Below are 22,760 nucleotides of genomic sequence, written 5' to 3'. Positions count from 1 at the left end.
GCATGCTCCTTTCGTAGGATCGGAGCATGCCTTCGAACGCCGGCCAGACCTCCAAGGGCGACAAGAACGCCGCACCGCCGCTCCCGCCGCCGCTGCGGGTCCCGGTCGCCGATTCGCACACCCACCTCGACATGCAGTCGGGCACGGTCGAGGAAGGCCTCGCCAAGGCCGCCTCGGTGGGGGTGACGACGGTCGTCCAGGTCGGCTGCGACATCAAGGGCTCGCAGTGGGCCGCCGAGACCGCGGCCGCGTTCGACGGCGTCCACGCCACCGTCGCCCTCCACCCCAACGAGGCCCCGCGCATCGTCCACGGCGACCCCGACGGCTGGTCGCGGCAGGGCGCCCGGGAGCCGGGCGGAGACGCGGCGCTGGACGAGGCCCTCGCCGAGATCGACCGGCTGGCCCGGCTGCCCCAGGTGAAGGGCGTCGGCGAGACGGGGCTGGACCACTTCCGCACCGGCCCGGAGGGCAAGGCCGCACAGGAACGGTCCTTCCGCGCCCACATCGAGATCGCCAAGCGGCACGGCAAGGCGCTCGTCATCCACGACCGCGACGCCCACGCCGACGTCCTGCGGGTCCTGAAGGAGGAGGGCGCCCCCGAGCGCACCGTCTTCCACTGCTACTCCGGCGACGCCGAGATGGCGGAGATCTGCGCCCGCGAGGGCTACTTCATGTCCTTCGCCGGCAACGTCACCTTCAAGAACGCCCAGAACCTGCGGGACGCCCTCGCCGTCGCGCCGCTGGAGCTGGTCCTCGTGGAGACCGACGCACCGTTCCTGACCCCGGCGCCGTACCGCGGCCGGCCCAACGCGCCGTACCTCGTCCCGGTCACGGTCCGTGCCATGGCCGCCGTGCGCGGCACCGACGAGGACGCGCTGGCGACGGCCCTCGCCGCGAACACCGCCCGTGCCTTCGGGTACTGAGCCGTCAGTTCGAGTGTTGAACGCGGGCTCGGCGCGCAACAGTACGTAGTCGCGTCGCTTTGGAGAGTGACGACAGCTCCGCTAGGTTCTGGGGGCCCGATCCGGACCCCCTCTGGCACCTCTGGAGCGTGTCGGCGTGAGCAAGTCGCAGTACGAGACGTTCGAGAACCACGAGCCGTACCCGCCGTACGGCCGTCCCGACGCCTCCTTGTACACCGCGGAGACCCTGGCGTACGGACTGTCCAAGGACACCTACCGGCCCGCCTACGAGTCGGAGGCGTACTTCGTCGGCGAGCCGGTGCTGCCACGGCAGGGCGGCAGCGCGCCGGGCAGGGGCCGTGCGCCGAACGACGACGGCACGGCGGACGAAGACGGCTCGGCGCACGACGCAAGGGAGTGCGAGAGCGAGGTGCCCGCCGGAGTGGGCGGGCGGGCCGCGCGTCGGCGCAGGGCGCGGGGCGCCGAGCGCCCGGAGTCCGCCGTGCGCCGCCTGCTGCCGCAGGCCCTGGTCGTGGCCTTCCTCGCCGGCGGCACCACCGCGTTCGTCGCCAAGGACAAGGCGGTCGAGCTGAGCGTCGACGGCAGGCACCGCACCCTGCACACCTTCGCCGACGACGTGCACGAGCTGCTCGCCGAGGAGGGCGTGCGCGTCGGCGCGCACGACATGGTCGCGCCCGCCCCCGGAGCGGCGCTCGCCAGCGGGGACGCGGTCGCCGTGCGCTACGGACGCCCCGTCCGGCTCACCCTCGACGGTCAGCGGCGCCAGGTGTGGACGACGGCGCACACCGTGGAAGGGGCGCTCGACGAACTGGGGGTGCGCGCGGAGGGCGCGTACCTGTCCACCTCGCGCTCGAAGAGCATCGGGCGCGCCGGGCTCGCGCTCGACGTGCGCACCGAACGCGCCGTCACGATCATGGCGGACGGCCGGACCCGGACCATCCGCACCAACGCGGCCACCGTCCGGGAGGCCGTCGAGGAGGCCGGGATCGGCCTGGAGGGCCAGGACACGACCTCCGTCCCGCCCGAGAGCTTCCCGCGCGACGGACAGACGGTGACCGTGCTGCGGATCAGCGGCGCCCGGGAGATCCGCGAGGAGCAGATCCCGTTCGCGGTCGAGCGCACCGACGACCCCACCCTCTTCAAGGGCACCGAGGTCGTCTACCAGGCCGGGCGGCCCGGACTCCGGCGCGACACCTATCTCCTGCGCACCGTGAACGGCGTCCAGGAGAAACCGCGCCGCGAGACCTCCGAGGTGGTGCGCAAGCCGCGCAAACAGGTCGTGAAGGTCGGCACCAGGCCGCTGCCGAGCTCGGTGGACGGCGCCGACGGCCTGGACTGGGGCGGCCTCGCCGCCTGCGAGTCCGGCGGCCGCCCGCACGCGGTCGACCCCTCCGGGACGTTCGGCGGGCTCTACCAGTTCGACGCCCGCACCTGGCACAGCCTCGGCGGCAGCGGACGCCCCCAGGACGCCCCGGCGGAGGAGCAGACCTTCCGCGCGAAGAAGCTGTACATGCGCCGGGGTGCCACGCCCTGGCCGCACTGCGGGACACGGCTGCGCGGCTGACGCGGGCGGGGAGAGCAGGGACGGGCCGCGACCGTTGCCGGGGGTGGAAGCCGGACACCGGGACAGCCCGCGCCCCCCGGGGGGGCAGGCACCTGGCAACCCGGCCATCCCCGGCCCCGTACCCTTGTCCCGTGAGCAGCCCCACCCCCGACGCCCTCCTCGGCCCCGCCGACATCCGCGAGCTCGCGGCAGCGCTCGGTGTCCGCCCCACCAAGCAGCGCGGCCAGAACTTCGTGATCGACGCCAACACGGTCCGCCGTATCGTCCGCACCGCCGAGGTCCGCCCCGCCGACGTGGTCGTCGAGGTCGGCCCGGGGCTCGGCTCCCTCACGCTCGCGCTGCTGGAGGTCGCCGACCGGGTCACCGCCGTCGAGATCGACGACGTACTCGCCGCCGCCCTCCCCGCGACCATCGGGGCGCGCATGCCGGCGCGCGCCGACCGGTTCGCGCTCGTCCACTCCGACGCGATGCACGTCACCGAGCTGCCCGGCCCCCCGCCGACGGCGCTGGTCGCGAACCTCCCCTACAACGTCGCCGTGCCCGTGCTGCTGCACATGCTCGACACCTTCCCGAGCATCGAGCGCACCCTCGTCATGGTGCAGTCCGAGGTCGCCGACCGGCTGGCCGCCGCGCCCGGCTCGAAGGTGTACGGCGTGCCGTCGGTGAAGGCCAACTGGTACGCCGATGTCAAGCGGGCCGGTGCCATCGGCCGCAACGTCTTCTGGCCCGCGCCGAACGTCGACAGCGGGTTGGTCTCCCTCGTCCGGCGGACCGAGCCGATCAAGACCACGGCCTCCAAGAAGGAGGTCTTCGCCGTCGTGGACGCGGCCTTCGCGCAGCGCAGGAAGACCCTGCGGGCGGCGCTGGCCGGCTGGGCCGGGTCCGCCGCCGCCGCCGAGGCCGCCCTGGTCGCGGCGGGTGTCTCGCCGCAGGCGCGCGGGGAGTCGCTGACGGTGGAGGAGTTCGCGCGGATCGCGGAGAACAGGGAGGCGGGCGCGTGAGCGTCACGGTACGGGTTCCGGCCAAGGTCAACGTCCAGCTGGCGGTCGGCGCCGCCCGCCCCGACGGGTTCCACGACCTCGCCAACGTCTTCCTCGCCGTCGGCCTGTACGACGAGGTGACGGTGACCCCCGCGGACGAACTCCGGATCACCTGCGAGGGCCCGGACGCCGACCAGGTACCGCTCGACGACTCCAACCTCGCCGCGCGCGCGGCGATCGCGCTCGCCGGGCGCCGGGGCATCGAGCCGAACGTCCACATCCACATCGCCAAGGACATCCCGGTCGCCGGCGGCATGGCGGGCGGCAGCGCGGACGGCGCGGGCGCGCTGCTCGCCTGCAACACGCTGTGGGGTACGGCGGCCTCGCGGGCCGAGCTGCTGGCGATCTGCGCCGAGCTGGGCAGCGATGTGCCGTTCAGCCTGGTCGGGGGCGCCGCTCTCGGCGTCGGGCGGGGCGAGCGGCTGACCACCCTGGAGACCGGTGGCACCTTCCACTGGGTGTTCGCGATGGCCGAGCGGGGGCTGTCCACACCGGCGGTCTTCCGGGAGTTCGACCGGCTCGCGGAGGATCGGGAGATTCCCGAGCCGGTGGCTTCGGCGGAGCTGCTCCAGGCGCTGGCGAAGGGGGACGCTGAGGCGCTGGCCGCGGCTGTGTCCAATGATCTTCAGCCTGCGGCGCTGTCCCTGTTCCCGGAGCTGGCGGACACGCTGGAGGCGGGGCGGGGGGCGGGTGCGCTTGCTGCGCTGGTGTCCGGGTCGGGGCCGACCACGGCGTTCCTCGTGCGGGATGCCGAGGCGGGGGAGAAGGTGGCGGCGGCCCTGCGGGCGTCCGGCACGTGCAGGGCGGTGCGGACGGCGGCGGGGCCGGTGGCGGGGGCGACGGTGGTCTGAGGATCTAGGGCCGCCTGTCGATTGTGGTCAGGTCGATGTCGATGGACGCGGGCTTGTCGACCTTGATCTGGTCGCGATGCGTGCCCATGTGCACGTAGGACTTGGTCAGTGTGTCGAGCTCGTAGACGTGGATGACGGGCCCACCGGTGGTTCCGTTCTGCTCGACGCGCCAGAAGTTTGGGATGCCCGCAGCGGCATACTTCTGCGGTTTGGTCGTACGATCGCGGGATTCAGAGTCGGGGGACACCACCTCCACGGCAAGCAGGACGTCCTCGGCATGAAACCTGGTCTGGTCCAGCCCGGTGACCGCGTCGGCTCGGACTACGCTGACATCAGGTTCGGGACCGTTGCGGTTGTCGAGGATGACGGTCATCTCCCGTTCGACACTGAACTCCGGGCCGAGAGAGCTGCATAGACCGGTGACCAACAGGTCGATCACGCGGTAGTGAAAACGGCGCTGCGGACTTACGAAAACCAGGCTCCCGTCGATCAGCTCGGTGTGCGGCGGGAGATCAGGCAGCGTGAACAGGTCGTCCACGGTGTAGCCGTCCTGCGGCGGCACCGGCCACTGGACGCGGTGCTCTACGGACTCGGCGGTCATGGTTCCTCCCATGGACGGGATCCTGCTGCCTGCCCTCCACGGTAGCGGCCCGTTCCCGATCACGTCATCACAAAGAGTGACCACCCCCTCGCGCCCCGCCCCTCATCCCCGAGGGCCTACGCTAGAAGGTCGACCGATCCCCGCGCACAGGAGTGAAATGGCCGTCAACCTGGTCAATGTCGAGAACGTCAGCAAGGTGTACGGCACCCGTGCCCTGCTCGACGGCGTCTCGCTCGGTGTGTCGGAAGGGGACCGGATCGGGGTCGTCGGACGCAACGGCGACGGCAAGACCACCCTCATCCGCATGCTCGCCAAGCTGGAGGAGGCCGACACCGGACGTGTCACGCACTCCGGCGGACTGCGGCTCGGCGTGCTCACGCAGCACGACTCCCTCGACCCCGCCGCCACCGTCCGGCACGAGGTCATCGGCGACATGGCCGACCACGAGTGGGCGGGCAATGCCAAGGTCAGGGACGTACTGACCGGGCTGTTCGGCGGGCTGGACCTGCCGGGCTTCCCCAAGGGGCTCGACACCGTCATCGGACCGCTCTCCGGTGGTGAGCGGCGCCGTATCGCGCTCGCCAAGCTGCTCATCGAGGAACAGGACCTGCTCGTCCTCGACGAGCCCACCAACCACCTCGACGTCGAGGGCATCGCCTGGCTCGCGAAGCACCTGCGGAACCGGCGCTCGGCGCTGGTGTGCGTGACCCACGACCGGTGGTTCCTGGACCAGGTGTGCACCCGCATGTGGGACGTGCAGCGCGGCGACGTGTACGAGTACGAGGGCGGCTACTCCGACTACGTCTTCGCGCGTGCCGAGCGCGAGCGGATCGCCGCCACGGAGGAGGCCAAGCGGCAGAACCTGATCAGGAAGGAGCTGGCCTGGCTGCGGCGCGGCGCCCCCGCCCGTACGTCCAAGCCGCGCTTCCGGGTCGAGGCCGCCAACGAGCTGATCGCGGACGTGCCGCCGCCCCGGGACAGCTCCGAGCTGATGAAGTTCGCCTCCTCGCGGCTCGGCAAGACGGTGTTCGACCTGGAGGACGTCACCGTGCAGGCCGGGCCGAAGGTGCTGCTCAAGCACGTCACCTGGCAGCTCGGGCCGGGTGACCGGATCGGTCTCGTCGGCGTGAACGGCGCCGGCAAGACCTCGCTGCTGCGCGCCATGGCCGCGGCGGCGCGCACGGAGGGCGAGGAGCAGCCGGCCGGTGGCCGCGTCGCCGTCGGCAGGACCGTCAAGCTCGCCTACCTCTCCCAGGAGGTCGCCGAGCTGAACCCGGACACGCGGGTCCTGGAAGCCGTCCAGCAGGTGCGCGAACGCGTCGACCTCGGCAAGGGGCGCGAGATGACCGCCGGGCAGCTGTGCGAGACGTTCGGCTTCAACAAGGAGAAGCAGTGGACGCCGGTCGGCGACCTCTCCGGTGGCGAGCGCCGGCGCCTGCAGCTGCTGCGGCTCCTCATGGACGAGCCCAACGTCCTCTTCCTCGACGAGCCCACCAACGACCTCGACATCGAGACCCTCACCCAGCTGGAGGACGTCCTCGACGGCTGGCCCGGCTCGATGATCGTCATCTCCCACGACCGGTTCTTCGTCGAGCGCACCACGGACCGGGTCTTCGCCCTCCTCGGCGACGGCGCCCTGCGGATGCTGCCGCGCGGCATCGACGAGTACCTGGAGCGGCGGCAGCGGATGGAGGAGGCGGTCGCCGCGCAGGCCGCCGCGGCGGCGCCCAAGCCGGCCACCGCGGAGAAGAGCGCCGCCGACCAGCGAGCCGCCAAGAAGGAACTGCAGAAGATCGAGCGGCAGTTGGACAAGATCTCCGAGAAGGAGTCCAGGCTGCACGCCCAGATCGCCGACAACGCCACCGACTTCGCGAAGGTCGCCGATCTGGACGCCCAGTTGCGCGACCTCGCCGGCGAGCGCGAGGAACTGGAGATGCGCTGGCTGGAGTTGGCCGAGGACGCGTAGCGGAAACGCGAGGTGAGGGCGCTCGCCGCGCGCGGCTGAAATCAAGCCGCGCGCGGCGCTGTTGCGTGCGCCGCGTGAAGGGGGCGTGAAGGCGCGTAACGGCGGCATCACGGGCCGGTCGTCCCTTGGGAACAGCGGCGGATCCGAGCCCCTGCGCTGTCGGTACCGGGTGATAGAAAGAGCCGTCTGAGAACTGTCTGAGTAACGACCCAGGGTCCGTCGAGAACCTCAGGGCGTGGCTAAAAATCAGTGAACGAGGGGGAAGAGCGCTGATGACCCAGCCGCCCGACCAGCCGCCGCAGGGCGGGTTCGGAGCACCGCAGGACCAGCCGCCGCAGGGCGGCGGTTTCGGACCCCCGCCGGCCCCACCGGCCCAGGGTGGTTTCGGCGCCCCGCAGAGCACCCCGGGCGCCGCGGGCGTACCTCCCACACCGCCGCCGCCGCCGGCCCAGCCGCCCGCCGCTCCTCCGCAGCCGCCCCAGCCCGGCTACGGCTACCCCGGGCAACCGGGCCCGTACGGCGCCCCCGCCGCGCCCGGCGCTCCCGGCCCCTACGGCCATCCGCAGCAGCCGGGCCCCTACGGGGCGGCGCCCCAGCCCGGATTCGGCTACCCGCAGCAGCCGCCGTACCCGGGCGCGCCCGGCACCGCGCCGGGCGGCCGGCCCAAGGGGAGGACCGCGCTGGTCATCGGTGCCGCGGTGGCCGCGCTGCTCGTCATCGGCGGCGTGGTGTACGCGGTCACGAACGGGGACGACGGCGGCGGCAAGAAGCCCGTCGCCCAGCAGAGCGACGGCCCCAAGCAGTCCTCCTCCGCCTCGCCGAGCGCGTCCAGCGGCGGCGACGACCCGGAGAACCTCAACGACGGCCGGCGGCCCGGTGAGGCGAAGGTGCTCTGGTACAAGTCGGCACCGGACGCCCCCGGTTCCGGGGCCGACGCGCCCGGCATGTGGGTGACGGACAAGGCGGTGGTGAAGGCGGCGTACAAGCAGGTCTTCGCCTATGGGGTCGGCGACGGCAGGCCCGCGTGGGGTCCCCTGTCCTTCCCGCAGAAGATCTGCGCGGTCACCCCGCAGAAGTCGGCCGACGGCAAGGTCGTCGTGGCGTACATGAGCGGTGTCAGCGACAACGCCAAGTGCAACCAGCTGCAGCAGATCGACCTGAACACCGGCCAGAAGGGCTGGAGTGCGAAGGTCGCCGACGGCGGGCTGTTCGACAGCGCGCTCAACGTCGAGCTGACCGTGAGCGGCAGGACGCTGATGGTGGGCCGTTCGGAGTCGGGCACGGCGTACGACATCGACAGCGGAAAGAAGCTGTACGACAAGGGCAAGTACGGCGCGGCCTGCTTCCCGGCCGCGTACGCGGGCGGCACCGGCCGGCTGATCCAGGTGTCCTCCTGCGGCGCGGGCGGCAGCAGCGCGCACGACGAGATCCAGGAACTCGACCCGGCCAGCGGCAAGGTGCGCTGGACGCAGACGGTGAAGAAGGGCTGGCAGGTCACCCGGACGTTCTCGGTCGACCCGCTGGTGGTCTATCTGACCAACCAGGACAAGAAGGCCTGGAACATCTCGACGTTCACCAAGGACGGCAAGTTCCGCTCCGAGGTCAAGGTCGACGAGAAGTTCGCCCCCCACTGCGGCTGGGCGGTCCTCGAACGCGACCTGCAGGGCTGCCAGGGAGCGGCCGCGGACTCCGACACGCTGTACCTGCCGACGGACACCACCAGCAGCGCCAACGAGATCGTCGCGATCAGCCTGGCGGACGGCAAGGCGCGCTGGCGGACCAAGTCCCCGGCGGACGAGCCGATGTACCCGGTGAAGGTCGAGGGCGGCAAGCTCGTCGCGTACGTGCAGCCGTCGTACGACACGGGCGGCCAGGTGGTGTCGATCCCCGTCACCGGCTCCTCCCACCGGAGCACCAGGCTGCTGCAGAACCCGCAGGGCGCGGCCGAGATCGAGGACAGCTTCTACGACGGTGTCGTGGACTGGGCCGACGGGCGGTTCTTCATCTCCGCCGGCCGGCTGTCCGGCAGCGACCAGTCGAAGGAGAAGCTGATCATGGCCTTCGGTGACTGAGCCGCCGTTCCGGCTTCCCCGTTCCTCCCGAATCCCCGTCGCCGACCGGCCTTCGAGCCGCACCGAGGTACCCGCCCCATGACCCAGCCGCCCCCTCCGCCGCCCAACCAGCCCCCGCAGCAGGGCGGTTTCGGCCCGCCGACCCCGCCGCAGCAGCCCCCGCAGCCGCCCCAGCCGCAGCCCGGCTACGGCTACCCGCAGGCCGCGCCGCCCCCGCAGCCGCCCCAGCCCGGTTACGGCTATCCCGGCGCGCAGCAGCCCCCGGCGTACGGTCAGCCGGCCGCCGCCCCCTACGGTGGTCAGCCGCAGCACCCGTACGCGCAGCCCGGGCAGCCGGGTTACGGCTACCCGGGACAGCCGCCGACCGTGCCGATGCAGCCGCAGCCGCCGCAGGGCGGCGGGCGGAACAACGCCGCGCTGTACATCATCGTGGCGGCGGTCGTCGCCATCGCGCTGATCGTCGGCGGCGGGATCTGGTACGCCAACTCCTCCGGGAGCGACGGGAAGAAGCACGACACCGCCTCTTCCGGCGGCGACAAGGGCGGCGACACGGGGAACACGGGCGGCGTCGGCAAGGAGAAGGTGCCGGCCGACCCCTCGGGCAGGCTCCTCTTCTCCGTCCCGATGCCCACGACGAAGGAGCAGGTCTTCACCGACGGTTCCTGGCTGACCGACAAGGTGTACGCCAAGACCGGCGACGCCGAGATCATCGGCTACGACCCCGCCAAGGGCACCCGGGTGTGGACGCTCAAGCTGCCGGGCTCGGTGTGCGCGGTCACCGGCCACGTCACCCCGGACGACCGGACGGCGATCGCCTTCCGGGCGAAGTCGTCCCCGCAGGACACCACCCCGGGCTGCACCCGGATCGCCGGGATCGACCTCGACTCGGGAAAGCGGCTGTGGACGAACTCGGTCAAGTCCGGTGACTTCCCGCTCAGTTTCGAGAACCTGACGGTCGCTCAGCACACCGTCGCGGTTGGCAGCACCGACGGCGGTGCCGCGTTCGACCTCGACTCCGGCAAGGTGCTGTGGCAGCCGAAGGAGGGCGACACCTGCTACGACGCGGGGTACGGCGGCGGCGCCAAGCTGGTCGCGGTCCGCAAGTGCGGCGGCTACGACAACAAGCAGCTGCACATCCAGAACATCGACCCCAGGTCGGGGAAGGTGATCTCCGACTACAAGATGGACGGCGGTATCGACTACGCCTCCGTCGTCTCCACCGACCCGCTGGTGGTGGCCGCGGACGTCGGTGGCGGCGCCGACGACGGCAGTGGTGTCTCGGACTACTTCTCCATCGACAACAGGACCGGCAGGCTGCTCGCCCACATCTCCGCGCCCAGCAAGACCTACGGCGGCAGCTGCGACGGGATCTCCCACATCGAGGACTGTCACGAGATCGTCGTCGGCAACGGCAGGCTGTACGTGCCGACCGAGGAGCACGACGACGGTTCCTCGGCCGTGAGCGAGACCAACGAGATCGTCGCCTTCGACCTCACCACCGGCAAGCCGACCGGCCAGCGCGCCGAGGCCGGTGACGGCTCCACGCTCTCCCCGCTGCGCATGGACGGCGGCAACCTGCTCGCCTACAAGCGGCCGCCGTACGACAAGGGAGGCCAGGTCGTCAGCATCGACGGCGGCAGCTTCAGGACGACCAAGCTGCTGGAGAACCCGGCCAAGGGGAGCGAGCGGGAGGCGGAGAGCGGCATGCTGCCGGACTCCGCGGAGTTCCTGTTCGGGCACGGGCGGCTGTACATGTCCCAGGTGTACACCGAGACGAAGCACGTGGCGGGCCTGAAGGAGTACATGATCCTGGCGTTCGGCACCGACGGCTGACCGTCACGCCGACACCGCCGTACGTCTCGCCCGAATGGGTGACTTACCGAGAAGTGCCCCGGATTTCATCGATCCGGGGCACTTCTCATCAAGAGGGGCAGCGCGACGTCGAACAAGCGTGTAGCTTCCGGGGGCATGAAGGACGAGGTGCCGGGGGGCCCTCTGTCCTTGCGGAGCTGTGGGCGTCCATAGTGGGGCATCCATGGGGGGGACTGGGGGGTTGCTCTATGGGAGTGCGGCTCATGGTCGTCGACGACCATCGCCTGCTCGCGGAGGCGTTGGCGTCGGCGCTGAAGCTGCGCGGGCACCGGGTGCTCGCCGCGGCGGCGCCGGCCGCGGGCGCGGCGGATCTGGTGATCGCGCGGGCACCTGAGGTGTGCCTGCTGGGTACGGCGGCGCCGGCCGAACCAGGCGTGTTCGACCCGGTGGTGAAGATCAAGCGGGAGCGGCCGCAGGTGGCGGTGCTGGTACTGGGCCCGGTGCCGTCGCCGCGCGGCATCGCGGCGGCGTTCGCCGCGGGGGCGTCGGGGTACGTGCGGCACGACGAGCGCATCGAGGGGGTCGAACGGGCGATCATGAAGGCGCGGGCGGGGGAGGCGGCGGTTGCTCCGCAGCTGCTCCAAGGGGCCTTCGGGGAACTGCTCAACCCTGCCGCACAGCCCGACGACGAGGCTCAGCGGTTGCTGTCGATGCTGACACCGCGGGAGGTGGAGGTGCTGGTGCGGGTGGCCGACGGGGAGGACACGCGTCTGATCGCGGCGGGGATGGGGATCGCGCCGAGTACGGCCCGGACCCATGTCCAGCGGGTGCTGATGAAGCTGGGGGTGGGCTCGCGGCTGGAGGCGGCGGCGTTGGCCGCGCGGACGGGACTGCTGGACCGGGCGGGGCCGTTGGGTTCCGGTCCCGGGTAGGCCCGGGCGGCACGACTGCCCGCGGACCGCGGGCGAGGCGCCGCGAAGGCGCGCGGGGAACTGCGCGACCAGCTCCCACGCGCCCGCGGACGGCGGGTTACTCCCCCTGCCTCTCCTCCGGCAACCCTTCCGGAGGAAGCGGCGGTGGGGTGGGCCGCAGCTTCAGCCAGGCCAGGAAGAAGATGCCCAGCAGGAGCATGCCGATCCCGGTCCAGAGGTTGATGTTGACGCCCTCGGCCTTGTCGATGGCGGCCTGGGAGTCGGTGATGCCGGTGATCGTGACGATGACGCCGTACAGCACGAACAGGCCGCCGATGATGCGGCGCAGGTCGAAGATGCGGGCCGCGGTCGCGGACTTGCCCTGCAGCTCGGTGACTTCCCGCTGGACGTCGTCCTCGCTGTAGTGGAAGCCCTCGTGCCGGCGGTCGGAGTGCTCGGAGTTGTCGCTCATGGTTTCCTCGATCCTCCCGCGTCAGAACGAGAACGGGATGTAGCAGGCGGCGGCCAGGACGACCGCGCCCCAGCCCAGCAGGGCCGGCTTGCGGTACCAGGCCTCGTCACCCGGCGCGGGCGCCTCGGACATGCCGGGGGAGCGGGTGCCGTAGACCAGGCCCTGCAGCTCCCGCGCCGGCTTCGGCCTGGTGAACAGGGACACCACGACCATCACGACCGCGCCGGCGACGAAGCCCGCGATCGCGGAGACGAAGTTGGCGCCCTGGTCGGAGGGGATGGCGATGATGCCCTTCTTGTAGAGCACGAAGTAGTTGATCATCGCGGTGACGGTGCCCGCGAGCAGACCCCAGAAGCCGGACTTGGCGGACGCGCGCTTCCAGAACATGCCGACGATGAAGACGACGAACATCGGCACGTTGAAGAAGGAGAACAGCGTCTGCAGGTAGCTCATGATGTTCGAGAACGACGACGCCAGGAACGCCGTACCGACCGACGCCAGCACGCCGATCGCGGTGATCAGGCGGCCGAAGCGGACGTAGTAGCCGTCCTCGCGGCCGCGCACCACGTACTTGGCCCAGATGTCGTTCGTGAACACCGTGTTGAAGGACGACACGTTGGCCGCCATGCCCGCCATGAAGGCCGCCAGCAGGCCGGTGACGGCGATGCCGAGCACGCCGTTGGGCAGCAGCTCCTGCATCAGGAAGGGGATGGCGTCGTTGTACTGGTAGCCGGAGCCGGCGGTGCCGAACTTCGGTACGAGCGCGGCGGCGACCAGGCCCGGGATCATCACCAGGAAGACGATGAAGATCTTCGGGTAGGCGGCGATCAGCGGGGTGCGCTGGCCGGCGGAGAGGTTCTTCGCGGACAGGGCGCGCTGCACCTCGGCGAAGTTCGTCGTCCAGTAGCCGAAGGACAGCACGAAGCCGAGGCCGAGGACGATGGTCAGCCAGTTGGCGCCGAGCGGGTTGACGCTGCCGATGCCGGTGCCGCCCCAGGCGGTCGTGAAGTTGTGGCCGTGGGTCGCGGAGAGCTTGTCGGTCAGCCCGCCCCAGCCGCCGACCTTCTTCAGGCCGAGGATGGTGATCGGGATGAGGGCGGCCAGGATCACGAAGAACTGCAGGACCTCGTTGTAGATCGCCGAGGACAGGCCGCCGAGGGTGATGTACGCGAGGACGAAGGCGCCGGCGACGACGATGGCGACCCACTGGGGCCAGCCGAGCAGGGCCTCGACGACGATCGCGAGGGCGTAGAGGTTGACGCCCGCGATCAGGATCGCGGCGAACGCGAACAGGATCGAACTGAGCAGGTGAGCGGCCCGGTCGAAGCGCAGCAGCAGGAACTCGGGGACCGAGCGGACCTTGCTGCCGTAGTAGAAGGGCATCATCACCAGGCCCAGGAAGACCATGGCGGGGATGGCGCCGATCCAGTACCAGTGCACGGTGTACGCGCCGTACTGGGCGCTGTTCGCGGCCATGCCGAGGATCTCGGTGGCGGCCAGGTTCGCCGAGATGAAGGCGAGGCCGGTGATCCAGGCGGGCAGCGAGCGTCCGGAGAGGAAGAAGTCGAGGCTGGTCTTCACCGAGCGGCGGGCCGCGAAGCCGATGCCGAGGACGACGACGAAGTAGATCGCCAGGATCGTGTAGTCCAGCCAGTTGGTGGGGAGCCGTAGCGCCGCCGCCAGATAGAGGGGACTGTTTGTGGGGGTTTGCATGAGAACTCGCTTCGTTGCGCGAACTGATCCAAGCGGAACCTACGCCGCCGTGTTCAGTAATTGAACACTTCGAGTGGTGTTCTTTGTTTGATTGTGATCGGCCGAGGTGTTGTCTGGTGGTGTTCTGTTATGTTTGATTGTGTTGAGTGATTGGGTGCGGGACATAGAGGAGTCCGGCGTGAAGAAGACCTCGACCCGGCTGGCCGACGGTCGTGAGCTGATCTACTACGACCTTCGGGACGACACCGTGCGCGACGCGCTCGACCGCCGCCCGCTGGACCGTACGGTCACCACGTCCGAGATCCGCCGCGACGTGCTGCTCGGCGACCGTGTCGCCGTCGCCTCCCACCGGCAGGGCCGCACCTACCATCCGCCGGCCGACGAGTGCCCCCTGTGCCCGTCGCGGGGCGAGCGGCTCAGCGAGATCCCGGACTCCTCGTACGACGTCGTCGTCTTCGAGAACCGGTTCCCCTCCCTCGCCGGCGACTCCGGCCGCTGCGAGGTCGTCTGCTTCACCTCCGACCACGACGCGTCCTTCGCCGACCTCACCGAGGAGCAGGCGCGCCTGGTGCTGGACGCGTGGACGGACCGTACGTCGGAGCTGTCGCATCTGCCCTCCGTCGAGCAGGTCTTCTGCTTCGAGAACCGCGGCGAGGAGATCGGCGTGACCCTCGGTCACCCGCACGGTCAGATCTACGCCTACCCCTTCACCACGCCCCGCACCGCCCTGATGCTGCGCTCACTCGCCCTGCACAAGGAGGCGACCGGCGGGGAGAACCTGTTCGACGCCGTCCTCGCGCGGGAACTCGCCGGTGAGCGGGTCGTCCTTGAGGGTGAACACTGGGTGGCCTTCGTGCCGTACGCGGCCCACTGGCCGTACGAGGTCCACCTGTACCCCAGGCGGCGCGTCCCCGACCTGCTCGCGCTGGACGAGGCGGCACGCACAGAGTTTCCCCAGGTCTATCTGGAACTCTTGAGGCGCTTCGACCGGATCTTCGGCACCGGTGAGCCCGCGACTCCGTACATCGCGGCCTGGCACCAGGCCCCGTTCGGCGCGCTGGCGGAGTTCCACGGCGTGACGAGGGACGACTTCGCGCTCCACCTCGAGCTTTTCACCATCCGCCGCACTTCCGGCAAGCTGAAGTTTCTCGCGGGTTCCGAGTCCGGCATGAGCGTGTTCATCAACGACGTGCCGCCGGAACGCGCGGCCGAGCGACTGCGAGAGGTAGCGAGTTCATGAAGTACCTGGTGACGGGTGGCGCGGGTTACGTCGGCAGTGTCGTGGCCCAGCATCTGCTGGAGGCCGGCCACGAGGTCACCGTCCTCGACAACCTCTCCACCGGTTTCCGCGAGGGTGTGCCCGGCGGGGCGGCCTTCGTCGAGGGCGACATCCGCGACGCCGCCAAGTGGCTCGACCCCTCCTACGACGGCGTGCTGCACTTCGCCGCGTCCTCGCAGGTCGGCGAGTCGGTGGTGAAGCCGGAGAAGTACTGGGACAACAACGTCGCCGGCTCCATGGCACTGCTCGCCGCGATGCGCGAGGCGGGCGTCCGCACACTCGTCTTCTCCTCCACGGCGGCCACGTACGGCGAGCCGGAGCAGGTCCCGATCGTGGAGAGCGCGCCGACGAGGCCGACCAACCCCTATGGCGCCTCCAAGCTGGCCGTCGACCACATGATCACCAGCGAGGCGAACGCGCACGGCCTGGCGGCGGTCTCCCTGCGCTACTTCAACGTGGCGGGCGCGTACGGCGCGTACGGTGAGCGCCACGACCCCGAGTCGCACCTCATCCCGCTGGTCCTCCAGGTCGCCCAGGGCCGCCGCGAGGCGATCTCCGTCTACGGCGACGACTACCCGACCCCGGACGGCACCTGCGTGCGCGACTACATCCACGTCGCGGACCTCGCCGAGGCCCACCTGCTGGCCCTGACGGCCGCGCGGCCGGGCGAGCACCTGATCTGCAACCTCGGCAACGGCGAGGGCTTCTCCGTCCGCCAGGTCGTCGAGACGGTCCGGCGGGTCACCGGCCACCCGATCCCCGAGACCGTGGCCCCCCGCAGGGGCGGCGACCCGGCCGTCCTGGTCGCCTCGGCGGACACGGCCCGCGAGAAACTGGGCTGGAACCCGACCCGCGCGGATCTCGCGGGCATCGTCGCGGACGCCTGGAAGTTCGCGCAGCACATCACGAGGGAGCACTAGTGGGGGCACAGCAGGTCGCGGAGCGCTTCGCCGAGCTGTACGGCACGCAGCCGGAGGGGGTGTGGGCGGCGCCGGGCCGGGTCAACCTGATCGGCGAGCACACCGACTACAACGACGGCTTCGTGATGCCGTTCGCGCTGCCGCACCAGGCGGTCGCGGCGGTCTCCCGCCGGGACGACGGCGTCCTGCGGCTGCACTCGGCGGACGTCGAGGGCGGCGTCGTGGAACTCCGGCTGGACGCCCTGGCCCCGCAGAGCGACCGGAACTGGACGGCGTACCCGGCGGGCGTGGTCTGGGCGCTGTGCGAGGCGGGCCACGGCGTGACCGGCGCGGACGTCCACCTGTCCTCGACGGTCCCGACGGGCGCGGGCCTGTCCTCCTCGGCGGCCCTGGAGGTCGTCATCGCGCTGGCGCTCAACGACCTGTACGAACGGGGCCTGCCCGGCTGGAAGCTGGCCCGGCTGTGCCAGCGCGCCGAGAACGTCTACGTCGGCGCGCCGACCGGGATCATGGACCAGACGGCCTCGGCCTGCTGCGAGCAGGGCCACGCGCTGTTCCTGGACACCCGTGACCTGTCCCAGCAGCAGATCCCCTTCGACCTCGCGGCCGAGGGTCTGCGTCTGCTGGTGGTCGACACCCAGGTCAAGCACGCGCACAGCGGCGGCGAGTACGGCAAGCGCCGGGCCGGCTGCGAGAAGGGCGCGGCCCTGCTCGGCGTCGACGCCCTGCGGGACGTCCCGTACACCGAGCTGGACGCGGCGCTGGGCCGGCTCGGCGACGAGGAGGAGATCGTCCGACTGGTCCGGCACGTGGTGACGGAGGACGAGCGGGTGGAGCGGACGGTGTCCCTGCTGCGGGCCGGCGACACCCGGGCGATCGGGCCGGTCCTCACCGAGGGCCACGTCTCCCTGCGCGACGACTTCCGCATCTCCTGCCCGGAGCTGGACCTGGTCGTCGACACCGCCCTGGCGAACGGCGCCCTCGGTGCCCGCATGACCGGCGGCGGGTTCGGCGGCTCGGCGATCGTCCTGACGGAGGCCACCGACGTCGACACCCACACCAAGACCATCGAGGAGGCCTTCGCGGCAGCGGGCTTCAGCACACCACGGGTGTTCGAGGCGGTGCCTTCGGCGGGGGCGCGGCGGGTGGTCTGACGGCTGCTTGCGGGGGACGGGGGCTCGCCGAGGAGCCTCAGGAACCCTGAGGGACGAGCCGTTTCGTCAGGGTGTACTCCGTGACCCCCGGTGGGTAGTCGGGGATCACGCCCACCACCTCGTAGCCCTGTTTCCTGTAGAACTCCGGGGCCTGGAAGTCCCAGGTCTCCAGGCGGGCGGTGGTGCAGGCGCGGTCGGTGGTGGCGATGTGTTCGGCCTCGGACAGGAGACGGGAGCCGAGGCCCGTGCCCCGGTGGCGGGCGTCGACCCACAGGTAGGTGACGTGCAGCCAGGTCGTCCAGGTGTGGCCGACCAGGCCGCCCGCCAGGTCACCGGAGGGGTCCAGGGCCCACACGTGGAGGGGGACCTCGCGTTCGCCGGGGGTGCCGCGCAGGGCTGCCAGGACCGGGGACGCGGCCGTGTTGGTGTCCCGCAGCCGTGAGCGGAGCAGATCGCGTCGGCCTTTGTCGACTTCCGCCTCAATACGAAACATGCGGCACACGATAAACGCGCTGGACGGCCAGTTCTGCAAATCTCCTTCCGCTGCGTGCTCCCATCCGTACTCTGTGGAACAGCACCGGTGGGGGCCGGTGCTGATCAGGGGGCGAGACAGGCGGGTACGGCGCCCGCGGTGGGGGTAGCAGTCTCCGCGACGGCGGCGGCCGTGCGGCGCGTGTCCTTATCCGTTGGTGTCGTACCCGCGCGGGTCGTCGCTCTCCGGACCGCGCCGGACCTTCCGGTCGTTCCGGACCGGCTGATGGCCGGGCCCTTTCCGGACCTTGGTAGTCCCCTGCTCCGTGCGGAGCCTGGGGAAGGGGGTTTCGTGGTTCGTATCCGAGTCCTGGTCGTCGACGACCACCGCATCTTCGCCGAGTCGCTCGCCGCCGCCCTGGCCGCCGAGCCGGACGTCGACGTCTCCGCCGCCGGCAGCGGTCCGGCCGCGCTGCGCTGCCTGGAGCGGGCGGCCGGCGAGGGGCGCCGCTTCGACGTCCTCCTGGTCGACGCCGACCTCGGCGGCAACGTCCCCGGCACCCGCCCGGCCGTGCCCGTGCAGGACGGCGACGAGGAGGGACTGGTCGACGGCATCTCGCTGGTCACCGGGGTGCGGGCGGCCCAGCCCGGGGTACGGATCGTCGTGCTCGCCGAGAAGGACGATCCCCGTCGGGCGGCGCTCGCGCTCCAGGCCGGTGCCTCGGGGTGGGTCGCCAAGGACTGCTCGCTGTCCCGGCTGCTGACGGTGATCCGGGGTGTGCTGCGCGACGAGACCCACTTGCCGCCCGCCCTGCTCACCGGCGTGCTCAAGGAGCTGACGGCCGCCCGCCGGCACCGCACCGAGAGCGAGCGGCTGGTGGAGTCCCTCACCCCGCGCGAGCGGGAGGTGCTGCGGTGCATGGTCGCGGGGCTGGGCAGGAAGGCCGTCGCCGAGCGGCTCTTCCTCTCGCCGCACACCGTGCGCACCCATATGCAGAACGTCCTCGGCAAGCTGGGCGTGCACTCCACGCTGGCCGCTGTCGCCCTGGCCCGGCGCGCCGGGGTCGGACCGGCCGACCTAGCCGGGGATGTTGTCGAACGGGGCGGTCAACTGGCGTAGCAGACCGGCGAGTTCCGCGCGCTGGGCGCGGGACAGCTCGGACAGGATCGCCCGCTCCTGCTCGAGCAGGCCCGCCAGTGCCTGGTCCGCCCGGTCCCGCCCGGTCCCGGTCAGCCGGACCAGTACGCCCCGCCGGTCGCTCGGGTCGGGCAGCCGCTCCACCAGGCCCTTCTTGGCCAGCCGGTCGATGCGGTTGGTCATGGTGCCCGACGTGACCAGGGTCTGTGTGAGCAGCTGACCGGGGGAGAGCTGGTACGGCGTACCCGCGCGCCTGAGCGCGGTCAGCACGTCGAACTCCCAGGGCTCCAGCTGGTGCTCGGCGAAGGCGAGCCGGCGCGCACGGTCCAGATGCCGGGCGAGTCGACTCACCCGGCTGAGCACTTCCAGCGGCTCCACGTCGAGGTCCGGACGTTCCCGGCGCCACGCTGCGACCAGCCGATCGACCTCGTCCTCCATGGAGATCAGTGTAGTGGTTGTGTCGACATGAAGTCTCTTGATGTCGAGTCTCTTGACATCGAGATAATATGCCGGGGACAGTGGAGCCATGACGAACGCCACCTGGGACCCCGGTCAGTACCTGCGGCACGCCGGTCATCGCGCACGCCCCTTCCTCGACCTCCTCGCCCGCGTCCCCGCCCTGCCCACGCAGGCGCCCCGCATCGCCGACCTCGGCTGCGGCCCGGGCAACGTCACCGTCCTGCTCACCGAACGCTGGCCCGCCGCCCACGTCACCGGCCACGACAACTCGCCCGAGATGCTCGACGCGGCCCACACCGCGCACGAGGGCCCCACGGCCGGCGGCGGCCGCCTGGACTTCGCCCACGCCGACGTCCGTACCTGGGTACCCGCGGAGCCGTACGACCTGATCGTCTCCAACGCCACCCTCCAGTGGGTGCCGGGGCACGCCGACCGCTTCGCCGACTGGATCGCCGCACTGAAGCCCGGCGGCACGTTCGCCTTCCAGGTGCCGGACAACATCGACGCCCCGCTGCACGCCCTGATGCGCGAACTCGCCGGGACCCCCCGCTGGAAGTCCCGCCTCGCCGACGTCCTGCGGCACACCGACTCCGTGCACGCCCCGGACGCCTACCTGGACCGTCTCGCCCGCCTCGGCTGCGCGACCGACGTGTGGCAGACCACGTACTTCCATGTGCTTCAGGGTGAGGATCCGGTCCTGGACTGGGTGAAGGGCACCGGTCTGCGGCCCGCCCTGACCGCGCTCGCCGACGACCCCGTGGCGCGGGACGCGTTCCTCACCGAGTACCGGGACCTGCTGCGGCAGGCCTACCCCGGCGCGTCGTACGGGACCGTCCTGCCGTTCCGCCGGCTGTTCGCCGTCGCCGTGAAGGAGGTCTGAGCGTGCTCGTCTCGGTCGACCACGTGCAACTGGCGGCCCCGCCCGGCTCGGAGGACGCGCTGCGGGCGTACTACGTCGGTGTGCTGGGGATGACGGAGATCCCGAAGCCGCCCGTGCTCGCGGCGCGCGGTGGGTGCTGGTTCCAGTCCGGGGCCGTCCAGCTCCACCTGGGCGTCGAGAGTGACTTCCGTCCGGCGAAGAAGGCGCATCCAGGGCTGCGCGTGACGGGGATCGAGGCGTACGCGGCCCGGCTGGAGTCTCTCGGCGCCACGGTGACCTGGGACGACAACATCCCCGGCCGGCTGCGTTTCTACAGCGAGGACCCGGTCGGCAACCGGCTGGAGTTCGTGGGCGCGCCGGGCCTGTGACGGGGCATCATGGGAGGCGGCGCGGGGTCTTCCCCGAATTAGGGTCGGGGAAGACCTCGCGCCTTACGCCTTCGTGCTCAGTGCTCGTCGATCAACAGCTGCCCAGACCCGCGAAGCGGGCCGTGATGGCCACCGTCTCGGAGTGCCAGTGGCCCGGCGTGTAGGTCTCGCACGAGCCGTCGACGTGCCGGTCCCACTTGAAGTAGTAGCGGTACGTCGACGAGCAGTTGTTGGTGACCCGCGTCGTCGTGGTCACCCAGCTCGACGTGTTCTTGATGGTGATGCACGACGGCACGGACCTGACCTGCACCGGCGCGGCGGACGCGGGCACGGCGCCCAGCATCCCCGCCAGCGCTCCCGTCGCCAGGACGACGGTAGCCGCGCGGGCGAGCGTCTTCTTCCCTGATGCCTTGGTCTCGGGCATGAGAAAGTTCCCCCTTCTTTTCATTTGTCGGGTTGGTCGGACCCGTCTCGGGTTGGTCGGGCCCGAGTGCTGGCGAAGCTACGCCGGGGCAGTGGGGGGAGGAAACACTTCCGAATTGACTATGGGTAGTTCTGTGGCCAATGTTCGAAAAGTGGTGGGGTGACCGCACGGATTTGGCCGAACCCTGTCGGGCAGGTGGCTGAAACCCCATGCAATGAGGGTGAGTTGAGGAAAAATCCGGGAACCGTGAACCGCTCCGGCCCCCTCGTCCGATGAGGAGGTGTGACGGACATGGGTGGGGAGCGGCGCAGCGACAGCATGCTGCTGCGTGCGATCGAGGCGGGCGACAGTCATGCCTTCGAGCTGCTCTACCGCCGGTACGAGCCGTGGTTGGTCGCCCGGCTCTCCTACCGGTGCCCGGACCCCGCGATCGTCGACGACGTGGTGCAGGAGACCTTCCTCGCGGTGTGGCACGGCACGGCCCGCTTCCGCGAGATGCCGGGGTCGGACGGCAGCGCCGCGGGCTGGCTGTGGCGCATCGGGGCGCGCAGGCTCGTCGACGTGCAACGCGGGCACGGAGCGCGTGAGCGGCTCACCCGGCTGCTCGGCCGGCTGCGCCAGCGCCCCGCTCATCCGTCCGCCGAGGACGAGGCGCTGCACGGGCTGCCGTACGGCGAACTCGCCGACGCGCTCGCCCGGTTGCCGGCCGAACTCCGCGAGGTCCTGCAGGCCACCGTCGTCGACGGATTGAGTACCGCCGAGGCCGCGAAGGCGCTGCGGATCCCGGCGGGCACCGTCAAGACCCGGGCCATGCGGGCCCGCAGACGACTGCGGGAGGAACTGGCGTGAGCGGGCCGCACCAGTACAGGAACGGAGACCAGGTGGCAGTGGAGCATCTCGGTACGCAGGCGCTGCGCGACTACCAGGGCCGGCAGTTGAGCGGCGCCGCCCTGCAGCGCGCCGACACCCACCTCGCCGTGTGCGCCGCCTGCCGCGCCGGCCTCACCCGGTACGCCGACCAGGACCGCACCGCCGCCATCTGGGCCAGGCTGGTCCAGGCCCGCGACGTGCCGAGGCCCGGTGCCGTGGAGCGGGTGCTGCTCGCCCTGAGGGTTCCCGGGCACACCGCGCGGCTGATCACCGCGACCCCGGCGCTGCGCCGCTCCTGGCTCGCCGGGGCCGTCGTCACGCTGCTGCTCACCCTCGTCGTGGCGCGCCTCGGGCACGCCGTCTCCGCCACGCTGCCGTTCTTCGTGGTCGCCCCGGCGCTGCCCGTGGCGGGCGTCGCCCTGTCGTTCGGGCCGCGCACCGACCCGATGTACGAGATGACGGTCGTCGCACCGTTCCACGGGCTGCGGCTGCTGCTCCTGCGCACCGTCACCGTCGTCACCACCGCGCTCGTGCCCGCCGCCGCGATCGCCGTCGCGCTGCCCGGCCCCGCCCCCCGGACGCTCGGCTGGCTGCTGCCCTCGCTCGCCCTCACCTCGCTCACCCTCGCCCTGTCGGCCCGTGTCGAACCCGTCGTGGCCGCGGGCGCGGTGGGCGGGACCTGGGCCCTGTGCCTGCTGGTGCTCTTCGAACCCGTCCGGGACCTCGTGCTGTCGGCGGGCGGACAGCTCGGCGCGGCCGCCGTGCTGTGCGGGACCGCCGTCTCCATCGCGCTGACCCGCACCTCCTACGACCGCGGGGCACCGCGACCCGCCCACTAGCCACCTCACCGCGAAAGACCTCGAACCAGGTAC

At 71.3% G+C, this 22,760-nt stretch carries 22 protein-coding genes; 16 read left to right on the top strand and 6 right to left on the bottom strand.

Translation table 11 applies throughout. The features are described from left to right. Positions 1-26 precede the first annotated feature (26 nt). From AB0D93_RS06570 to AB0D93_RS06555, 4 genes are all read left to right on the top strand, one after another. Entirely contained in the window at positions 27-923 is an 897-nt protein-coding gene (locus AB0D93_RS06570; protein WP_362113994.1) for a TatD family hydrolase, read from the top strand. A 136-nt stretch (positions 924-1,059) separates the two neighbouring features. Then, positions 1,060-2,487 (top strand): ubiquitin-like domain-containing protein, encoded by a 1,428-nt coding sequence (locus AB0D93_RS06565; protein WP_362113991.1) that lies wholly within the window; start codon positions 1,060-1,062, stop codon positions 2,485-2,487. A gap of 131 nt (positions 2,488-2,618) precedes the next feature. Beyond that, on the top strand, positions 2,619-3,488 hold the full coding sequence (gene rsmA, locus AB0D93_RS06560) for a 16S rRNA (adenine(1518)-N(6)/adenine(1519)-N(6))-dimethyltransferase RsmA (protein WP_362113988.1): 870 nt from the start codon (positions 2,619-2,621) through the stop codon (positions 3,486-3,488). Continuing rightward, entirely contained in the window at positions 3,485-4,378 is an 894-nt protein-coding gene (locus AB0D93_RS06555) for a 4-(cytidine 5'-diphospho)-2-C-methyl-D-erythritol kinase (RefSeq protein ID WP_362113985.1), read from the top strand. The genes rsmA and AB0D93_RS06555 overlap by 4 nt, the downstream gene beginning before the upstream one ends. 4 nt (positions 4,379-4,382) lie before the next feature. Here the strand turns inward: AB0D93_RS06555 and AB0D93_RS06550 are convergent, their stop codons facing one another. Continuing rightward, positions 4,383-4,979, bottom strand: coding sequence for a Uma2 family endonuclease (locus tag AB0D93_RS06550; protein ID WP_362113982.1), 597 nt, complete (start codon positions 4,977-4,979; stop codon positions 4,383-4,385). 157 nt (positions 4,980-5,136) lie between these two features. On the opposite strand from AB0D93_RS06550, the gene AB0D93_RS06545 reads away from it, so the two are divergent. The 4 genes from AB0D93_RS06545 to AB0D93_RS06530 all read left to right on the top strand — a co-directional run bounded on the left by AB0D93_RS06545 (position 5,137) and on the right by AB0D93_RS06530 (position 11,761). Then, complete coding sequence (locus tag AB0D93_RS06545; RefSeq protein ID WP_362113979.1) at positions 5,137-6,945, top strand: ABC-F family ATP-binding cassette domain-containing protein; 1,809 nt, start codon at positions 5,137-5,139, stop codon at positions 6,943-6,945. A 272-nt stretch (positions 6,946-7,217) separates the two neighbouring features. Further along, positions 7,218-9,017 carry a PQQ-binding-like beta-propeller repeat protein gene (locus tag AB0D93_RS06540; RefSeq protein WP_362113976.1) on the top strand — a complete coding sequence of 600 codons (1,800 nt, stop codon included), beginning with the start codon at positions 7,218-7,220 and terminating at the stop codon, positions 9,015-9,017. 78 nt (positions 9,018-9,095) lie between these two features. After that, positions 9,096-10,850, top strand: coding sequence for a PQQ-binding-like beta-propeller repeat protein (locus AB0D93_RS06535; RefSeq protein ID WP_362113973.1), 1,755 nt, complete (start codon positions 9,096-9,098; stop codon positions 10,848-10,850). Positions 10,851-11,077: 227 nt separating this feature from the next. Beyond that, entirely contained in the window at positions 11,078-11,761 is a 684-nt protein-coding gene (locus AB0D93_RS06530; RefSeq protein ID WP_362113970.1) for a response regulator transcription factor, read from the top strand. A 97-nt stretch (positions 11,762-11,858) separates the two neighbouring features. On the opposite strand, the gene AB0D93_RS06525 is transcribed toward AB0D93_RS06530, so the two are convergent. Together AB0D93_RS06525 and AB0D93_RS06520 are read right to left on the bottom strand one after the other, a co-directional pair. After that, positions 11,859-12,212, bottom strand: coding sequence for a hypothetical protein (locus AB0D93_RS06525; RefSeq protein ID WP_362113967.1), 354 nt, complete (start codon positions 12,210-12,212; stop codon positions 11,859-11,861). 21 nt (positions 12,213-12,233) lie between these two features. Further along, positions 12,234-13,925, bottom strand: coding sequence for a sodium:solute symporter family protein (locus AB0D93_RS06520; RefSeq protein ID WP_362113964.1), 1,692 nt, complete (start codon positions 13,923-13,925; stop codon positions 12,234-12,236). 178 nt (positions 13,926-14,103) lie between these two features. On the opposite strand from AB0D93_RS06520, the gene galT reads away from it, so the two are divergent. From galT to galK, 3 genes are read left to right on the top strand one after another with little or no spacing between them, the layout of a single operon-like run. Beyond that, the gene (gene galT / locus AB0D93_RS06515; protein ID WP_362113961.1) at positions 14,104-15,165 is read left to right on the top strand and encodes a galactose-1-phosphate uridylyltransferase; all 1,062 of its coding nucleotides are present in this window, start codon (positions 14,104-14,106) and stop codon (positions 15,163-15,165) included. Further along, positions 15,162-16,124 (top strand): UDP-glucose 4-epimerase GalE, encoded by a 963-nt coding sequence (gene galE, locus AB0D93_RS06510; RefSeq protein ID WP_362113958.1) that lies wholly within the window; start codon positions 15,162-15,164, stop codon positions 16,122-16,124. Before galT ends, galE begins: the two co-directional genes overlap by 4 nt. Next, on the top strand, positions 16,124-17,278 hold the full coding sequence (gene galK / locus AB0D93_RS06505) for a galactokinase (protein WP_362113955.1): 1,155 nt from the start codon (positions 16,124-16,126) through the stop codon (positions 17,276-17,278). The genes galE and galK overlap by 1 nt, the downstream gene beginning before the upstream one ends. A 37-nt stretch (positions 17,279-17,315) precedes the next feature. Here galK and AB0D93_RS06500 read toward each other — a convergent pair whose 3' ends face one another. Continuing rightward, a complete protein-coding gene (locus AB0D93_RS06500; protein WP_362113952.1) occupies positions 17,316-17,771 on the bottom strand; it encodes an N-acetyltransferase in 456 nt (151 codons plus the stop codon). Between the two features lie 330 nt (positions 17,772-18,101). Here AB0D93_RS06500 and AB0D93_RS06495 point away from each other — a divergent pair, with 330 nt between their 5' ends. After that, the gene (locus AB0D93_RS06495) at positions 18,102-18,869 is read left to right on the top strand and encodes a response regulator transcription factor (RefSeq protein WP_362113949.1); all 768 of its coding nucleotides are present in this window, start codon (positions 18,102-18,104) and stop codon (positions 18,867-18,869) included. Here AB0D93_RS06495 and tamR read toward each other — a convergent pair. Further along, entirely contained in the window at positions 18,828-19,325 is a 498-nt protein-coding gene (gene tamR, locus AB0D93_RS06490; protein WP_362113946.1) for a MarR family transcriptional regulator TamR, read from the bottom strand. The two genes, AB0D93_RS06495 and tamR, sit on opposite strands and share 42 nt — an antisense overlap. Before the next feature lie 88 nt (positions 19,326-19,413). Here tamR and AB0D93_RS06485 point away from each other — a divergent pair, with 88 nt between their 5' ends. Both AB0D93_RS06485 and AB0D93_RS06480 read left to right on the top strand, forming a co-directional pair. Next, on the top strand, positions 19,414-20,226 hold the full coding sequence (locus AB0D93_RS06485; RefSeq protein WP_362113943.1) for a trans-aconitate 2-methyltransferase: 813 nt from the start codon (positions 19,414-19,416) through the stop codon (positions 20,224-20,226). Positions 20,227-20,228: 2 nt separating this feature from the next. Then, positions 20,229-20,594: a VOC family protein gene (locus AB0D93_RS06480; protein ID WP_362113940.1), complete on the top strand. Its 366-nt coding sequence runs from the start codon at positions 20,229-20,231 to the stop codon at positions 20,592-20,594. Positions 20,595-20,685: 91 nt separating this feature from the next. Here AB0D93_RS06480 and AB0D93_RS06475 read toward each other — a convergent pair whose 3' ends face one another. Beyond that, complete coding sequence (locus AB0D93_RS06475; RefSeq protein WP_362113937.1) at positions 20,686-21,018, bottom strand: hypothetical protein; 333 nt, start codon at positions 21,016-21,018, stop codon at positions 20,686-20,688. 291 nt (positions 21,019-21,309) lie between these two features. On the opposite strand from AB0D93_RS06475, the gene AB0D93_RS06470 reads away from it, so the two are divergent. After that, complete coding sequence (locus AB0D93_RS06470) at positions 21,310-21,867, top strand: RNA polymerase sigma factor (protein ID WP_362115065.1); 558 nt, start codon at positions 21,310-21,312, stop codon at positions 21,865-21,867. A gap of 32 nt (positions 21,868-21,899) precedes the next feature. Then, entirely contained in the window at positions 21,900-22,727 is an 828-nt protein-coding gene (locus AB0D93_RS06465; RefSeq protein ID WP_362113934.1) for a zf-HC2 domain-containing protein, read from the top strand. Positions 22,728-22,760 lie beyond the last annotated feature (33 nt).

It is taken from the genome of Streptomyces sp. NPDC048191 (assembly GCF_040652655.1).
Classification (GTDB): Bacteria; Actinomycetota; Actinomycetes; order Streptomycetales; family Streptomycetaceae; genus Streptomyces.
Note: the sequence above shows the minus strand (reverse complement) of the source record. Positions and strands in the feature narration are given on the sequence as shown.

Bases quoted from the DNA above. Each gene is read 5' to 3' on its own strand.
- AB0D93_RS06570 (WP_362113994.1), top strand. From the start codon at position 27: ATGCCTTCGAACGCCGGCCAGACCTCCAAGGGCGACAAGAACGCCGCA.
- AB0D93_RS06550 (WP_362113982.1), bottom strand. From the start codon at position 4,979: ATGACCGCCGAGTCCGTAGAGCACCGCGTCCAGTGGCCGGTGCCGCCG.
- AB0D93_RS06545 (WP_362113979.1), top strand. From the start codon at position 5,137: ATGGCCGTCAACCTGGTCAATGTCGAGAACGTCAGCAAGGTGTACGGC.
- AB0D93_RS06540 (WP_362113976.1), top strand. From the start codon at position 7,218: ATGACCCAGCCGCCCGACCAGCCGCCGCAGGGCGGGTTCGGAGCACCG.
- AB0D93_RS06535 (WP_362113973.1), top strand. From the start codon at position 9,096: ATGACCCAGCCGCCCCCTCCGCCGCCCAACCAGCCCCCGCAGCAGGGC.
- AB0D93_RS06530 (WP_362113970.1), top strand. From the start codon at position 11,078: ATGGGAGTGCGGCTCATGGTCGTCGACGACCATCGCCTGCTCGCGGAG.
- AB0D93_RS06525 (WP_362113967.1), bottom strand. From the start codon at position 12,212: ATGAGCGACAACTCCGAGCACTCCGACCGCCGGCACGAGGGCTTCCAC.
- AB0D93_RS06520 (WP_362113964.1), bottom strand. From the start codon at position 13,925: ATGCAAACCCCCACAAACAGTCCCCTCTATCTGGCGGCGGCGCTACGG.
- galE (WP_362113958.1), top strand. From the start codon at position 15,162: ATGAAGTACCTGGTGACGGGTGGCGCGGGTTACGTCGGCAGTGTCGTG.
- AB0D93_RS06500 (WP_362113952.1), bottom strand. From the start codon at position 17,771: ATGTTTCGTATTGAGGCGGAAGTCGACAAAGGCCGACGCGATCTGCTC.
- tamR (WP_362113946.1), bottom strand. From the start codon at position 19,325: ATGGAGGACGAGGTCGATCGGCTGGTCGCAGCGTGGCGCCGGGAACGT.
- AB0D93_RS06485 (WP_362113943.1), top strand. From the start codon at position 19,414: ATGACGAACGCCACCTGGGACCCCGGTCAGTACCTGCGGCACGCCGGT.
- AB0D93_RS06475 (WP_362113937.1), bottom strand. From the start codon at position 21,018: ATGCCCGAGACCAAGGCATCAGGGAAGAAGACGCTCGCCCGCGCGGCT.
- AB0D93_RS06470 (WP_362115065.1), top strand. From the start codon at position 21,310: ATGGGTGGGGAGCGGCGCAGCGACAGCATGCTGCTGCGTGCGATCGAG.